At 43.8% G+C, this 14,448-nt stretch carries 17 protein-coding genes; 1 reads left to right on the forward strand and 16 read right to left on the reverse strand.

Features of this window, described 5'->3' with window-relative positions:
- The first annotated feature begins 66 nt into the window (after window positions 1-66).
- On the forward strand, window positions 67-258 hold the full coding sequence (locus T357_RS0105995; protein WP_031549749.1) for a hypothetical protein: 192 nt from the start codon (window positions 67-69) through the stop codon (window positions 256-258).
- Window positions 259-333: 75 nt separating this feature from the next.
- Here T357_RS0105995 and T357_RS0106000 read toward each other — a convergent pair whose 3' ends face one another.
- From T357_RS0106000 to T357_RS0106075, 16 genes are all read right to left on the reverse strand, one after another.
- Entirely contained in the window at window positions 334-1,098 is a 765-nt protein-coding gene (locus T357_RS0106000; protein ID WP_031549751.1) for a carboxymuconolactone decarboxylase family protein, read from the reverse strand.
- A 24-nt stretch (window positions 1,099-1,122) separates the two neighbouring features.
- Window positions 1,123-1,839, reverse strand: coding sequence for a flavodoxin (locus T357_RS0106005; protein WP_031549752.1), 717 nt, complete (start codon window positions 1,837-1,839; stop codon window positions 1,123-1,125).
- Between the two features lie 104 nt (window positions 1,840-1,943).
- Window positions 1,944-2,273 carry a putative quinol monooxygenase gene (locus T357_RS0106015; RefSeq protein ID WP_031549754.1) on the reverse strand — a complete coding sequence of 110 codons (330 nt, stop codon included), beginning with the start codon at window positions 2,271-2,273 and terminating at the stop codon, window positions 1,944-1,946.
- 67 nt (window positions 2,274-2,340) lie between these two features.
- Entirely contained in the window at window positions 2,341-2,466 is a 126-nt protein-coding gene (locus tag T357_RS21960; RefSeq protein WP_255342802.1) for a hypothetical protein, read from the reverse strand.
- A gap of 53 nt (window positions 2,467-2,519) precedes the next feature.
- A complete protein-coding gene (locus T357_RS0106025; RefSeq protein WP_031549756.1) occupies window positions 2,520-3,062 on the reverse strand; it encodes a flavin reductase family protein in 543 nt (180 codons plus the stop codon).
- A gap of 22 nt (window positions 3,063-3,084) precedes the next feature.
- Window positions 3,085-3,699, reverse strand: coding sequence for a TetR/AcrR family transcriptional regulator (locus T357_RS0106030; protein ID WP_031549759.1), 615 nt, complete (start codon window positions 3,697-3,699; stop codon window positions 3,085-3,087).
- Window positions 3,700-3,781: 82 nt separating this feature from the next.
- A complete protein-coding gene (locus tag T357_RS22040; RefSeq protein WP_330373089.1) occupies window positions 3,782-4,090 on the reverse strand; it encodes an aldo/keto reductase in 309 nt (102 codons plus the stop codon).
- The gene (locus tag T357_RS19070) at window positions 4,038-4,709 is read right to left on the reverse strand and encodes an aldo/keto reductase (protein WP_330373090.1); all 672 of its coding nucleotides are present in this window, start codon (window positions 4,707-4,709) and stop codon (window positions 4,038-4,040) included. Before T357_RS19070 ends, T357_RS22040 begins: the two co-directional genes overlap by 53 nt.
- A 100-nt stretch (window positions 4,710-4,809) precedes the next feature.
- A complete protein-coding gene (locus T357_RS22140; RefSeq protein ID WP_334290918.1) occupies window positions 4,810-4,950 on the reverse strand; it encodes a YbaK/EbsC family protein in 141 nt (46 codons plus the stop codon).
- A gap of 81 nt (window positions 4,951-5,031) precedes the next feature.
- On the reverse strand, window positions 5,032-6,228 hold the full coding sequence (locus T357_RS0106045) for a THUMP domain-containing class I SAM-dependent RNA methyltransferase (protein ID WP_031549760.1): 1,197 nt from the start codon (window positions 6,226-6,228) through the stop codon (window positions 5,032-5,034).
- Window positions 6,229-6,306: 78 nt separating this feature from the next.
- Complete coding sequence (locus T357_RS20085) at window positions 6,307-6,945, reverse strand: HAAS signaling domain-containing protein (protein ID WP_049962309.1); 639 nt, start codon at window positions 6,943-6,945, stop codon at window positions 6,307-6,309.
- 216 nt (window positions 6,946-7,161) lie between these two features.
- Window positions 7,162-8,982, reverse strand: a complete 1,821-nt coding sequence (gene aspS, locus T357_RS0106055; protein ID WP_031549764.1) for an aspartate--tRNA ligase — start codon at window positions 8,980-8,982, stop codon at window positions 7,162-7,164.
- Between the two features lie 218 nt (window positions 8,983-9,200).
- Window positions 9,201-10,472 carry a histidine--tRNA ligase gene (gene hisS / locus T357_RS0106060; RefSeq protein ID WP_031549765.1) on the reverse strand — a complete coding sequence of 424 codons (1,272 nt, stop codon included), beginning with the start codon at window positions 10,470-10,472 and terminating at the stop codon, window positions 9,201-9,203.
- Between the two features lie 362 nt (window positions 10,473-10,834).
- Window positions 10,835-12,100, reverse strand: coding sequence for a diaminopimelate decarboxylase (locus T357_RS0106065; RefSeq protein ID WP_031549767.1), 1,266 nt, complete (start codon window positions 12,098-12,100; stop codon window positions 10,835-10,837).
- A 118-nt stretch (window positions 12,101-12,218) separates the two neighbouring features.
- Window positions 12,219-13,649, reverse strand: a complete 1,431-nt coding sequence (gene pyk / locus T357_RS0106070) for a pyruvate kinase (protein WP_031549769.1) — start codon at window positions 13,647-13,649, stop codon at window positions 12,219-12,221.
- Window positions 13,650-13,668: 19 nt separating this feature from the next.
- Window positions 13,669-14,319 (reverse strand): rhomboid family intramembrane serine protease, encoded by a 651-nt coding sequence (locus tag T357_RS0106075; protein ID WP_031549771.1) that lies wholly within the window; start codon window positions 14,317-14,319, stop codon window positions 13,669-13,671.
- Window positions 14,320-14,448 lie beyond the last annotated feature (129 nt).

The following is a 14,448-nucleotide window of genomic DNA, read 5'->3' on the forward strand; positions in this document are numbered from 1 at the left end:
TAAATATAGCTTGATTACTAAAGGTTAGCTCTTAGATGAGTACCAATGATTATCAGGAGTTTTTTAATGGATGAAAAAACTGGAGTAAAGAAAATAAAAGCTAATTGTCCATGTTGTTTGACCGGCTGTGATGATATCGTATGCCAAAATTCCGGTCCCATTGTAAGGATATATTGCTCCAAATGTGGCCTTGTTTATGATGATACAGATGCATTAGAGAATGGATCCAAGGGATATTTTTGGAAAATAGGGATATAAAAAACAGCCCGGAATACCGTATAGTGATATTCCGAGCTGAAGATAAGTTCTCTTACGAGTCCATTATTCTTATATTTAATTCCTGACCGCCTTAAGATAATCTTCTTCTGAGACTGATTCACACCATTCATTGCTTGCATTTTCACCTTCTATTTCGATCGCAAGATGTGAGAACCATGAATCTGGAGCGGCACCGTGCCAGTGCTTTACTTCTGCAGGTATATTAATGACTGTTCCGGGAGTCATAAGGACAGCTTCCTTACCCCATTCCTGATAATAGCCTTTTCCTCCTACGCATATGAGCATCTGTCCTCCGCCGCTCTTTGCATGATGGATGTGCCAGTGATTTCTGCATCCCGGCTCAAATGTGACGTTATAGATTGGAATCTGTTCCGAGGAAACCGGAGCCAGATAGCTCTGACCGTCAAAATACTGAGCAAAAGCATCATTTGGAGCACCTACTGGGAAGAAGATAGTATTCTGATATTTATCCTTTTCAGTAAGTTCTTCAATCTTCTCGGAATATACTTCCTTGGCAAGATTAAACACAGCCCAGGCCTTTGGCCATCCCGCATAAAATGCAACATGAGTAATGATCGCAGTCATTTCTTTCTGTGACATACCGTGGTTCTTGGCGTTCATTAAATGATATTTAAGGCTATTGTCAGTTATGCCCTGTGACATAAGCGCCACTACAGTAATAATACTTCTTGTCTTTACATCAATATCCTGATTATTCCAGTTCTCACCGAAAAGAACATCATCATTAAAATGTGCAAACTCCGGTGCAAAATCTCCAAGCTGTTGTCTTCCAGCTGTCTGTACTATTTTTTCCTGCATTTCTGTTTTCCTCCGAACTCTTTTCTATATAGCAAGCCCTAATATCCAGCTCTTAAGATCATCTTCACTGACACTTCCGCTGAATCTGTTCCCATCAAGCCATCTGCCACTTCCGGCTTTTTCTGAAAGATTTCTACCGCTGTTTCCTATACCGCTGCTTCCGGACGTGCAGAAAGGGATAACCGTAATACCGGAAAAGTCATAGCTTTCAACAAATGTATCCATTATCCTTGGTTCCTGGCCCCACCAGATAGGGTAGCCTAAGAAGACTGTAGAGTAGTTATTCTCTATGTCCAGATCAATGGTTTCAAATTCCGGTCTTGCATCAGGGTCATTCTGCTCCCTGGTAGCTCTGGTACCGGAATCATTATAGTTAAGGTCTGCATCCGTATATGTTTCTTTAGGAACTATCTCATAAAGATCAGCGCCTGTTACTGAAGCGATTTTTTCTGCTACTCCCTTAGTTGTTCCGGTTGCAGAAAAATAGATCACGAGAGTCCTGGCAGTATCTTTTTCAGAAATGTTTTCAGTAGTTTCTGTAGTCGGAGATTCAGGTGTCTTAGAAACAGCTTCATCGCTGCCAGACTCTGTTACGGATTCACTGATAGTGGATTCTATTACTGAATCTTCTTTCACTGTACTTTCAGGAACTATGTTTTTATCATTACCTCCACACCCTGTTAAACTTGTGATAAGCAGCATGGTAGAGAGTATTACAGGTATTATTTTCTTTTTATTCATCTACAACCTCATCAATCCATCTTTTAAGTTCTTCAATAGACATGTTTGCTGTTAATCTTTTTCCACTGGTTACCAATGCTTTGCCCATTAGTTCATTCCTCCATCTATTTCCTTATAAAATCAGCATCCTTCTCAGGCATACCATCATCAGATATATATCTTTCTACAGTCATATGTAGATCATACTTCTCACGAAGCTCCATGATTGTTTTCATCATCGGTGATGCATGATGTACATCAATTGATCCCTGATCTTTCCAGCTGTCTATAAGAAGTATCGTCTCAGGATCATCCAGTGACTGATAGTATTCATATCGGAGATTCCCTGCTTCATTTCTTATCGCATCGACTGTACCGCTGCTGATCATTTCACCTGCAAACTTTTTTGCAGATCCATTCTCGCCTTTATATCTAAGATTAACTGTAATGCTCATCTCATTTACCTCTGCTTTTAAACATTCTTTCCTGTTATATAAGCTTTATTCATGGCTTTTGTGCCTGTTACTTCGCCTTTCTGCCAAACACCCTCGCCCCATATGATTCCTCTGCACCACGTTTAAACTCATCAACCAGAATACTTGTAGAACCCTTCTTATTAGGACTTCCCAATAAAACCGTTATTATCATTACAAAATCCTCTTAATAATAAGCCTGCGGCAAAACCGTAGACTTATACACAATTACTTATTCATCTTGGCGCAGTCGCCCACCTTATCACCTGTTACAAAATACTCATAAGTCGGGAACTCGAAAAGCACCGGCTTAAATACATGGTAATCAATCTTGCCAGCATCATTCAGCACTGACTCATCTGCGTATGTGGCAAGGATCTTTCCGATAAAATTGTCAAAATTCTCAAGCTCATAATTGTGATCCATCTCACACTCAATTGAAATCTTTGCATCATCAATAAGTGGAGCGCCATTCTCGCCAACTGTGTACTTGAATGCCTCTGACTTATCTTCCTTATTACCTGAAACGATGCCCATTCTGTCAGCTTCCTTAAGCCATGACTCATCAACAACATTTACTGAAAAGAGCTTATTTTCACGTATGCCTTTGTTTGTATAGTGTGCCTGCACCATGGATACCATAAGATGGCTGTGAGCCACTGTTCCGGCATGTGCAACAAGGGTCCAGTTAGGCTTTCCGTCTACCATTGCTCCTACTACGATTACAGGTGCCGGGTATAATGCTAATGTTGCTCCAATATTTTTCTTCATTTTATATTCCTTCTTTCTTTGATTATAAGATCAGCTTTAAGAACTGATAGGTCATTTCATAGATAGTTACATCAACATGTGAAAGTTTCACTTCGTCCATTGCTGATATCTGTTTCTCTGTAGGATACGAATAAGGATAGATCCCGTACATGTAGGGAAAAAAGGCATATCTTATCTGTTCATTCTTCTGATCTGTTATAGCAAGATGCTTTTTCAGACATTCACCAAAAAGCTCTATCGTTTCTTTGAAAGCTTTTTTGTACTCCACAAGTAACTCATCCCTGCTGTTCTCCTCTATCTCATAAAGGTTCATGGCTGAGATCTTGAGAAGTGTCTTTCTCTCCTCCATGGATTTGGCAATGGCTCTTGCAAGGGCTTCCTTATCCATATCGGCATTTCTCCTGATGATGCTTCTTAAGGCATCATTCCATTTTGTATATTCACGGGTCAGCAGACCTAAAAAAATCTCTTCCTTGGTCTGAAAATAATTATAGATGGAAGGTCTGGAAAAGCTTGTCTCGGTACTGATGTTCTTTATTGTAATGCTGTGGAAGCCCATGGTTTCATAAAGCTTCTCACAGGCATCCATTATCTCCTCTCTCCTTCTGTCTATCGTCTCTTTAAGTTCTACTGCCATGATGGGTTCTCCTATAAATTCCTGTGTGTAATTAAGCTAATATTACTATGTCGTTGACACACAGTCAATAAAAGCATAAAAATCAATCCATCTTCTTTTCCCACATACGGATAAGGTTGAGGCCCAGACTGTCGGCAGTCTTTTCAAGTTCTGTGATCTCTTCGGCAGTAAGGGAAATATTGCAGGCCTTGACTGCATCATCAACGTGATCAACCTTTGTGACACCGATGATTGGAAGTGCTCCCTTAGCGATTGCCCATGCTACAGGAATCTGTGCAGGTGCCACATTATACTTGTCTGCCACTTCCTTGAGCTTGGCATTCATTATCTCAAGCTTATCAAGTAAAGGGTTCTCTTCCTGAACCCTCCGGCATTGGGTTCTTAGTATCATACTTTCCTGAAAGGGCCCCCTGCTCAAGTACCATATATGCCCAGAACTGAATGTCGTTTTCCTTACAGTAATCAACGATTCCTGAGTCTTCTGAAGATCTGTTAAGAAGGCTGTAGTGGTTCTGTACGGCTCCAAGCTTAAGTCCGTGCTCACGAAGGATCCTGTCGGCTTCCTTGATCTCAGCAAGGTTATGATTTGATACGCCGATTACCGGAACATTGTTCTTTCCTTCAAAGTACTTTGCAACCTCTGTGATCCACTTCGGTGCATCCACAGGATTATGTACCCAGTAGATATCCATGCTGTCGATTCCGAGCATCTCATACTCTGTCTTAAGCATATCCTCAACCGGTGTAGCTGAAGAGTAGTCTGCACACTGTGGTGTGAACTTATCCGATACGATGTATGAATCTCTTGGTAAGTCTTTCAGGAAGCTTCCCAAAGTCTTCTCAGAGGTTCCCATGCCGTATACATACGCTGTATCCCAGAGGTTAAGTCCTGCCTTCATTGCGGCATCGAATATAGGTCTGAGAGAATCAGCAGTCCAGTTGTCTCCAAATGTTCCATCATTTCCCCATGCCCATGCGCCGAGTGCTATCTTTGGTAATGTCTTTGTCATAATTATTATCTCCTTTCGGTTGACATCGTGTCATTTAATGATTGGATGATAACATCGTGTTGACTTCGTGTCAACATATATTTTATAGTTTATAATTATTTTATTTTTTATAAAAAAAAGGACAAACTCCACCAGGTTGAAAACCTGTAAGACTTTCTACCTGTTCCCTTGGTATCATGTGCGGTTTGGTATGGAATACAGCCTTGAACTTTGAACTGTTCACCTTTCCATCTCCGGCCAAAAAAATAGTACTTCTCCGGTACCTGATAGATACTTTTGAAGTACTTTTAGTTAACCTTAGGGTCTAAAAACCCACGTAATTTCAAGCTTTTTTCTCAAAATCATGCGGTTTATTCTGGTTTGTCATCCTGCCCGTATATGAGTAGAAGTATGTTTTCATCATACCGTTGTAGATCTTACGGTTCTTGTCAGCCTTGCCGAGGTACTTCTCGGAATCCTCCCAGGCGGTGATGACATGCATAGCCCAGCTGTCGAGGCTCTGGTATGCTTCTTTAAGCTCTGTGTAAAGCATTGGAAGGTTTCTCTTGTCCTCGATACGCTCGCCGTAAGGCGGGTTTGTGATGATGTAGCCGGCTTTTCCGCTGTGTGAGAAGTCCGCAAGATCGCGTACCTGAAGGTGAATGATCTTGTCAACTCCGGCGCGTTCCGCATTCTCTCTTGCTACCGGAATAACATCAGGGTTAATGTCATAGCCCTGGATGTCAATCTTCTTTCCTTCAGCTGTCATGCCGGTTTCAAGAAGCTGATTGTCAACCATCTCATTTGCTTCGTCGAAAGCATTGTACCACAGCTTCTTATCGATGAAGTTGGTCCAGGTCTCGGAGATGAAGGCTCTATCCATACCGGGGGCAATGTTTGCGGCCATCATGGCTGCCTCGATAACGAAGGTTCCGGAACCGCACATAGGGTCAACCAGTGCATGGTCTCTGTTCCAGCAGGACTGCATAAGGAGGGCTGCTGCAAGAGTCTCAGTGATAGGAGCAAGACCCTGTTTCAGACGATAGCCTCTCTTGTGAAGTGACTCTCCTGATGTGTCCAGGCAAACTGTGAACTCGTCCTTATAGGCAAATACTCTCACCGGATACTTTGCACCGTGTTCTTCAAACTGTGAAATGCCGAAGTGCTCGCCAAGTCTGGCAACCATAGCTTTTTTCATGATGGACTGAATGTCTCTGGTAGAGAAAAGTTTTGACTTAACGGAGCTTGCTTTCGTCACCCAGAAGCTGCCGTCTACAGGGATGTACTCTTCCCATGGAAGCTTCTTGGTTGCCTGGAACAGCTCTTCCCAGGTTTCAGCCTTAAAAGAACCAACCTTAAGAAGGATTCTCTCAGGTGTACGCATAAAAATGTTTGCACGGCAGATGGCATCGGCATCGCCTATGAAGCCTACACGTCCGTCGGTTACTGTAGTGATATCATATCCGAGGTCTATGACTTCTTTTTTTGTTACCGCTTCAAGACCAAAATGGCAGGGAGCTACTAATTCAAATGTTTTCATATTTTTCCTTTTCTATTTAAAAAGACGGATCTGAATGCGTGGATTTTAATCTCAGCATAACAAATCCGTCATCCATGATTACCGAAAAAATCTGTTTATCAGCCAAACAACACAGAAAGCTGCTATCAAAGATGGGAACAACGGTGACAGCAACCACACAATACCGCCTATAAAGTATACAAGTATGAATAAGAAGATGATAAACGCTATAAGACAACCCCATCCGCTGGTGCTGAATATATGTCCGTAATTACCATTATTGTTTCCGGAGAAACCTCCTCCGAAACGCGGCCGTCCATTATCGTTTCTGGTGCCGTCTTCCGAATAGCTCTTCTGTTCACGACGGTTCTCATCCTGGTAACCCTGCTGAGGATCATCGTTTTCAGACTCTGAGTAGGATGAACTCTGAGAGTTCCTGTAGGATTTGTCTCTTTCGAACTCAAGGGCGTCAGAATAAGGTTCTGTATCTATGGTTCCTCTGATTTCTTCATCCTGATTTGCAACAGGATCTCCCGCTGCCTCTGCAGTATCGATGATGGTTTTTGCAAGGAGTCTTGGGGAGCCTAATTCCGCAACTACTTCCGATTCTGATCTTCCCTTGCTTACTTCGCCGCTGATGTAGTTGTCATAGTAAGCCAGCTGTTCACGTATGATCTGATCGGATACGCTGAGATTTAGCTGTACAGTTAAATCATGGAGGAATTGTTCTTTTGTCACTAGTATGTCCTCTCTCTCGAGTTTAGTCATTAATAGAATAAACCGAGACTGGCATATGATGCAAGTCTCGGCCGTAAAGTTCATATAAAATTCACTTCTATTCTAAGCAGTTCATGTTAAAACAAAGCATATTCTGCCGGCTGATTACCGGGCAATTCTTTATTATCCATGACTCTTATAGCCGAGCGGGAGAAAAAATCCCGTTCGAACGAAAAATCAGTTTTCTTCAACGGATTCTTCAGGCTTCTCATCAGGAACAACAGCGATTCCGAGGTCAACAAGCTGCTGCTCATCAAATACAGGAGCCGGAGCTTCCATCATAGGGTCTGAGCCGTCCTTAACCTTCGGGAAGGCGATGACATCACGGATAGTGTCTGATCCAACCATCCACATGGCAAGACGGTCAAGACCGTAAGCAAGACCTGCGTGAGGCGGAACGCCGTACTTGAAGGCCTGCATAAGGAATCCGAACTGCTCATTAGCCTTTTCAGGTGTGAAGCCAAGCTTCTCGAGCATCTTCTCCTGCACGTCTGCCTGGTGGATACGAACTGAACCACCACCAAGCTCTGTACCGTTAAGAACGATATCGTAAGCCTTTGCACGAACTGCGCCCTGATCTGTATCAACCAGAGGGAGATCCTCATCCATAGGCATTGTGAACGGATGGTGCATAGCCTGGAATCTGTCAAGCTCCTCTGACCACTCGAACATAGGGAACTCTGTAACCCAAAGGAACTTCCATGCGTTTCTGTCGATGAGCTCGAGGTCTGCACCAAGCTGGAGACGAAGTGCTCCGAGGGAATTCCATACAGTTGTCTTCTTTGTATCTGAAACGATCATGAGCATATCGCCCGGCTGACCGCCCATTGCATCAACAAGAGCCTTAAGCTCCTCTTCTGTCATAAACTTTGCGAAGGAGGACTTGTAGGTACCGTCTTCATTGATGGCAAGGTAAGCAAGACCCTTTGCGCCATAGCCCTTAACGAACTCGGTGTACTTGTCAATCTGCTTACGAGGCATCTTTGCCTGGCCCTTAACATTGAGACCCTTGATGACGCCGCCGTCCTTAGCGCAATTTGCGAATACGGCGAAACCGCAATCCTTGACAGCCTCGGTAACATCCTGAAGGAGCATCTCGAAACGCATATCAGGCTTGTCTGAACCGTAGTTGTTCATGGCATCTATCCACTTCATGCGGCGGATAGGAAGCTCAATGTCTACATTGCAGATCTCCTTGAAAATATACTGAAGGAGTCTCTCATTTACTCCGATAACGTCATCAACGTCTACGAAGGAAAGCTCCATATCTACCTGTGTGAACTCAGGCTGACGGTCTGCACGGAGATCCTCGTCACGATAGCATCTTGCAAGCTGGAAGTAACGGTCAAAGCCGGATACCATGAGAAGCTGCTTAAGAAGCTGAGGTGACTGCGGCAGAGCATAGAAAGAACCGTGGTGCATACGTGAAGGTACAAGGAAATCTCTTGCTCCCTCAGGTGTTGACTTGATAAGTGTCGGAGTCTCGATTTCAAGGAAACCGTTGTCCATCATGAACTTACGGATGTAGAAGGCAAGCTTTGCACGGGTCATGATGCGCTGTGCAAGCTCAGGTCTTCTGAGATCAAGATATCTGTATTTGAGACGGACATTCTCGTTTGTTGCGATTCCGTCCTCGATAGGGAATGGCGGAGTCTCTGATTCGGAAAGGATACGAAGTGATCTTGCCGAGATTTCGATTGAACCGGTCTTCATGTCCTTGTTGGCGTCCTTGCCACGGGAACGAACGATACCGGTTACTGCAATTACGAACTCTGAACGAAGCTTTGCTGCCTTCTCAAATACCTCTGATCCACAGTCTGCTTCCTCAAAAATGATCTGTAAGATTCCGGAACGATCACGAAGATCTGTGAAGATAAGACCACCCTTGTTTCTGGATTTCTGAACCCAGCCCATCATGGTTACTTCTTTTCCGATAAATGATTCATCAAGCTCTGTACATCTGCACGTTCTGTGCAGACCTTTCATTGACTCTGCCATAAGTATTACCTCTATATTATTAATTGATGATGAGTTGTCCAATGTTTAGGCTTCTCATCTATGTAAATGCCGCCAGGTTTAGACGACAGTACTATCTGTTAAATTGTTACCTCGCATAAAACAAAATGTGAGATCAGCTATTGAACATTCACCCGGTATAAATCGATATACGGGATGACATTTCAGCAGTAAGTAAAAAAGTGATTTAATCGGCGCTTTTAGTTCAGTGCATCCTGGTAAAACTCTTTGAACTCTGTATATCCTTCTTGTGTGAGCTGCTCCTTCTGGAACTTTTTGTTCTTGTTCATGCGGGAAACCAGAACTGTTTCACCCTTTGCACGAAGCTCCATAGCTTCATTGAGAGCCTCAGCAGTCTTCTCTGCATCAAGGTTCTTATCAAGTAGGAATGCTGTCTTCTTGTTTTCTCCCGGAACATGCTCGTCGGCATCCAGCATGATGGTGATGATACGCTCAAAACCGATGGAGAATCCAACAGCAGGTGTATCCTGTCCTGTGAACTTTCCTACCATTTTGTCATATCTTCCGCCGCCGCCAACTGAACCGCCGAAGCCTTCGGCACGGATTTCGAAGATAGGTCCGGTATAGTAACCCATGCCGCGAACGAGAGTAGGATCGAATTCAACATTAACCTTAACACTCTTCACCTTAGCAACAGCTTCTACTATCTCGGCAAGGTTATTTGTTACGCTTTCGGGAAGAACCTCTTTAAGCTTCTCACCAAGTGAACGGATGTCCTGTGCCTCTGTACCGATGCTTCCGAGAAGTGTCTGATACTTGTCGATGACTTCCTCTGCATATCCGAGTGAAAGAAGCTCTTCCTTAACACACTCATTTCCGATCTTGTCTGCCTTATCAAGGCTGATACATACCTTCTCGAAATCCTCCTCAGGGAAACCTGCATAAGCCTGCATGCCTCGAAGGATCTCACGGTCGTTGATGACGATCTTGAAGTTGTACTTCTCGCCGAAACCTATACGGTTAAGAAGTGTTGAGATCGCAAGGATAAGCTCGATTTCTGAGACATTGGAACCATCACCGAAGATGTCGATATCGCACTGTACAAACTCGCGGAAACGTCCCTTCTGAGGACGGTCTGCTCTGAATACAGGTCCGATCTGAAGCGCCTTGAAGGGGCTTGGGAGCTGTGCCTGATTCTGGGAATAAAAACGGCTTAAAGGAAGTGTGAGATCATATCTGAGACCTGAATCGCTGAGATCGTCGAGGCTGCCGTTCTGGTAGGCTGACTCAAGTTTGTCGCCGCGCTTCATTACCTTAAATATGAGCTTTTCGTTGTCACCGCCCTGCTTGCTGAGGAGGTTTTCTATATGCTCCACAACCGGGGTTTCGATCTCTGTAAAACCAAATTCCTTATATGTTCTTCTGATCTCTGAGAGAACATACTGACGGAGTTCCATCTCACGGGGAAGGATATCCTTCATGCCTGTAACAGGCTTTTTCTTTAATGCCATTTTCATACCTCAATATCAATAAATTTACGGTCAATTATTATATCAATATTCCATAAGTACCGCAAGAGTAAAACGAAGTAACAGTTCAGCCGGGGCACAAGCAGGGCCGAGCAGTCGGGCATCCATTTGAATGCGAGTCGCTTCGTCGGAAAAATCTAAGGCAGCCCCCCTAAGAACCACTAGGCCCTCGCCAATGTCAGATATTTTCTTTATGAAAAATCTGACTTGGCGAGGGGGCTAAGGAAAAATGGATCCAAGTGGTTCTAAGGGGGGCTGTCTTGATTTTTCTCGACTCAGCTCAACGCATTCAAATGGACACCCGACTGCTCGGTCCTACATGTGCCCCGGCTGAACTGTTACTATCAGAGATATTTCTTCATTGTGTCGTCTATATCAAGGGTTGCGAAGTAGTCGGCAGGGGTCTGTGCACGGCGGATAAGCTTCACTGAGCCGTCTTCTCTCAGGAGGAGCTCGGCGGACCAGAGCTTTCCGTTGTAGTTGTAGCCCATGGCGAAACCGTGTGCACCGGCATCGTGGATAAAGAGGTAATCTCCCTTCTCGAGCTCCGGAAGTTCGCGGTCGATGGCAAACTTGTCATTGTTCTCGCAAAGGGAACCTACCACATCGTAAACTTTGTCTGCAGGTGCATTCTCTTTTCCGAGAACGGTTATGTGATGGTATGCACCGTACATGGCAGGTCTCATAAGGTTAACCGCACAGGCATCAACTCCTGCGTACTCCTTGTAGGTGTGCTTGAAGTGGATGACCTTTGTGATAAGGGCTCCGTAAGGACCTGTCATGAATCTTCCCATCTCTGTAAAGATGCTGATGTTTCCCAGGCCGTTTGAAACCAGTACCTCGTCAAAAACCTTATGTACGCCGGCACCGATGATCTCAATGTCATTGCCTTCCTGATCAGGCTTATAAGGGATGCCTACGCCGCCGGAAAGATTGATGAAGTTAAGCTCAACTCCGGTCTCGTTTTTGATCTTTACCGCAAGCTCGAAAAGCTGCTTCGCAAGTGTAGGATAATAATCATTGGTTACGGTATTGGAGGCAAGGAAGGAATGCATTCCGAAACGCTTTACACCCTTTGATTTAAGGATCTTAAAGCCTTCGATGATCTGGTCTGTGGTCATTCCGTACTTGGCGTCCTGTGGATTGTCCATGATGGTATTGGCGATCTGGAAGTATCCGCCCGGATTGTAACGAAGTGACATGGTCTCAGGGAAAGAACCCAGAGTCTCTTCCAGTTCTGCGATATTTGTGAAGTCATCAAGATTTATGATGCCACCAAGCTTGTGGGCGAAAACATACTCAGAAAGAGGAGTTTCGTTGGAAGAAAACATTATATCATGACCGGAAAAACCGCAGGCATCTGACATCTGAAGCTCTGTAAGTGAACTGCAGTCGGTTCCGCAGCCCTCTTCCTTAAGAATCTTAAGGATAGTCGGATTGGGACATGCCTTTACCGCAAAGTATTCCTTAAAGCCCTTGTTCCAACTGAAGGCCTTCTGTACTTTACGGGCATTCTCACGGATGCCCTTTTCGTCGTAAAGATAAAAAGGTGTGTCATAGGTTTCGGCTATCTTCTGTACCTGTTCAAGTGTTGCATATGGTGTCTTCATAAGGTTTCTCCTCGTATATTATTAAAAAAAGCCTCACAAACATACTATCTGTGAGGCTTGTCCCCGCAATAAAAATAATAATAACCTATATTGCGTAAAATATGAAATAATTTTTGGTTTATGCTCCCATTACTCGCATGATGTTTGTAGGAGTAACCGGCTGATTACGTGTAAGTCTTGAAAGGATACCTGCTGTGATTACGCAGATATCGCCCTTCTCAACGATTCCGCGGCTGCGAAGCTCGTCCATGGAGTTCTCGAAGAGCTCATCTGTTGTATCGGATCTCTTTGCCCAAATAGGAGTAACACCCCAGAGGAGCATCATCTGGCGTACAGTTGCCTGGCTTGGAGACATTGCATATATAGGTGTTGCAGGACGATACTTTGAAATAAGTCTTGCGGTTGAACCTGTAAGTGAAGGTACGATAAGCGCCTTTGCATGAAGCTCTGAAGCAGTTGTAACGGAAGCCGCACAAACAGCATTTGAGATATTCTCATATGTGCTCTTATCAACCTTACGGTTCTTATAAGCGCTGTAGTCAAGGAACTGCTCTGTGTACTCAACGATGGAAGCCATCATCTCAAGAGCTTCCACAGGATACTTACCTGCAGCTGTTTCGCCTGAAAGCATAACTGCGTCTGTGCCGTTATATACAGCATTGGCAACGTCTGTAACCTCGGCTCTTGTAGGACGCGGATTACGGATCATGGAATCCAGCATCTGGGTTGCAGTGATTACAAGCTTGCCTGCATAGTTGCACTTTTTGATCATTTCCTTCTGAAGCTGTGGAAGACGCTTTGCTTCTATCTCAACACCAAGGTCACCACGGGCAACCATGATACCGTCAGCGGCATCAATGATTTCATCAAGATTGTCGAGACCTTCCTGTGACTCGATCTTTGCGATGATCTTCATGTTTGAACCGGCATTGTCAATGATCTCACGGATCTGGCGAATAGTCTCAGCATTACGAACAAAAGACGCTGCAACGAAATCGAATCCTACCTCGAGACCAAACTTGATATCAGCGATATCCTTATCTGTAAGGCCCGGAAGCTTAATGCTTACGTTCGGGACATTCACACCCTTCTTCTCACCAAGCTCACCACCATTTGTGATTTCACAAAGGATATCAGCTCCTTCAACCTTCTTTACAACAAGACCGATGAGACCATCATCAATAAGGATTACATTACCCTCTTTAACGTCTTCATTGAGACCGTCATAGTTGATATAAACTTTGTCCTTGTTTCCGATGCACTCTTCTGTTGTAAGGATTATCTGTGCTCCTGTCTCAAGAGTAACCTTCTGGTGATTCTCCAGCTCACCGGTACGGATTTCAGGTCCCTTTGTATCAAGGAGAGCTGCTATCTCGCGTCCGCTGTCTTTTCTGGCTTCCTTAAGGAGAGTAAGTCTCTCGAGGTGCTCCTGATGGCTGCCGTGTGAGAAGTTGAAACGTGCTACGTCCATGTTTTCGGCAAGCTTTTTAAGAATATTATAATCATTCTCGTTAGGTCCAAGTGTACATACAATTTTAGTCTTTCTCATTAAAAATCCTCCTGGAATATTATCTAAAATCATTTATATGGAAAACATTGCTCTTCTTTTGCTTCTGATTGGTAAGAAAGAAAAACAATGCCACATTCAAAAGGGATACGGCTATTTCAACCTGGGTGCTGCTTAAAAAAGGTGCAGAAATAAACATGTACAAGTAGAGCACCACTTCTGCTATGGCAAGCCACTGCGCTTTTATCGGTATGAAAAAATACAGATAGAAAACACTGTCCGGAAAAGTAAGCGCATATGCCAGGAATATACTGAAGGTCATATAAGTGGGATAAAGCCGCATGGATACGCCTGTAACAATGTAAAATAACAGAGATGCCACTACCAGCAGCAGGACTCCGGAAAAATAAAAGAAGTTGTACTTAACTGTTCCCCACATTCGCTCCAGGGTTGTACCGAGACTGTAATAAACAAATACAGCTATGACCATCCATATAGGTTGAAAGGACGGCGGAAAAAACAGAAAAGTTATTATACGCCAGATTTGTCCGTGAAGTATCTTATCAGGGTCAAGAGCCAGCCAGTAATCGTAATAATACGGATTAAACATCATGATAATGTAACCTACCACGTAGATTACGCAGATGTATTTCATGAGATCGGGGATTGCATATTTCCCGAATTTTCGTTCAAGCCTTTGATAAAATGTCAATTCTCATTCTCCTTAATATTGTATTTTGTTTCTTTTTTGGAAACACTTGCATTTTCTGTGCATCCTCATTTATATCTCTTACAAGTTTACTATTTTTATAAGAAGAACACACGCTTTATTGCAAAAAAA

This window comes from Oribacterium sp. FC2011, from assembly GCF_000701645.1.
In the GTDB taxonomy this organism is placed as follows: Bacteria; Bacillota; Clostridia; order Lachnospirales; family Lachnospiraceae; genus Oribacterium.

Excerpts from the sequence above, each read along its gene's own strand:
- T357_RS0105995 (WP_031549749.1), top strand. The coding sequence starts at position 67 with ATGGATGAAAAAACTGGAGTAAAGAAAATAAAAGCTAATTGTCCATGT.
- T357_RS0106000 (WP_031549751.1), bottom strand. The coding sequence starts at position 1,098 with ATGCAGGAAAAAATAGTACAGACAGCTGGAAGACAACAGCTTGGAGAT.
- T357_RS0106005 (WP_031549752.1), bottom strand. The coding sequence starts at position 1,839 with ATGAATAAAAAGAAAATAATACCTGTAATACTCTCTACCATGCTGCTT.
- T357_RS0106015 (WP_031549754.1), bottom strand. The coding sequence starts at position 2,273 with ATGAGCATTACAGTTAATCTTAGATATAAAGGCGAGAATGGATCTGCA.
- T357_RS21960 (WP_255342802.1), bottom strand. The coding sequence starts at position 2,466 with ATGATAATAACGGTTTTATTGGGAAGTCCTAATAAGAAGGGTTCTACA.
- T357_RS0106025 (WP_031549756.1), bottom strand. The coding sequence starts at position 3,062 with ATGAAGAAAAATATTGGAGCAACATTAGCATTATACCCGGCACCTGTA.
- T357_RS0106030 (WP_031549759.1), bottom strand. The coding sequence starts at position 3,699 with ATGGCAGTAGAACTTAAAGAGACGATAGACAGAAGGAGAGAGGAGATA.
- T357_RS22040 (WP_330373089.1), bottom strand. The coding sequence starts at position 4,090 with ATGATACTAAGAACCCAATGCCGGAGGGTTCAGGAAGAGAACCCTTTA.
- T357_RS19070 (WP_330373090.1), bottom strand. The coding sequence starts at position 4,709 with ATGACAAAGACATTACCAAAGATAGCACTCGGCGCATGGGCATGGGGA.
- T357_RS0106045 (WP_031549760.1), bottom strand. The coding sequence starts at position 6,228 with ATGAAAACATTTGAATTAGTAGCTCCCTGCCATTTTGGTCTTGAAGCG.
- aspS (WP_031549764.1), bottom strand. The coding sequence starts at position 8,982 with ATGGCAGAGTCAATGAAAGGTCTGCACAGAACGTGCAGATGTACAGAG.
- hisS (WP_031549765.1), bottom strand. The coding sequence starts at position 10,472 with ATGGCATTAAAGAAAAAGCCTGTTACAGGCATGAAGGATATCCTTCCC.
- T357_RS0106065 (WP_031549767.1), bottom strand. The coding sequence starts at position 12,100 with ATGAAGACACCATATGCAACACTTGAACAGGTACAGAAGATAGCCGAA.
- pyk (WP_031549769.1), bottom strand. The coding sequence starts at position 13,649 with ATGAGAAAGACTAAAATTGTATGTACACTTGGACCTAACGAGAATGAT.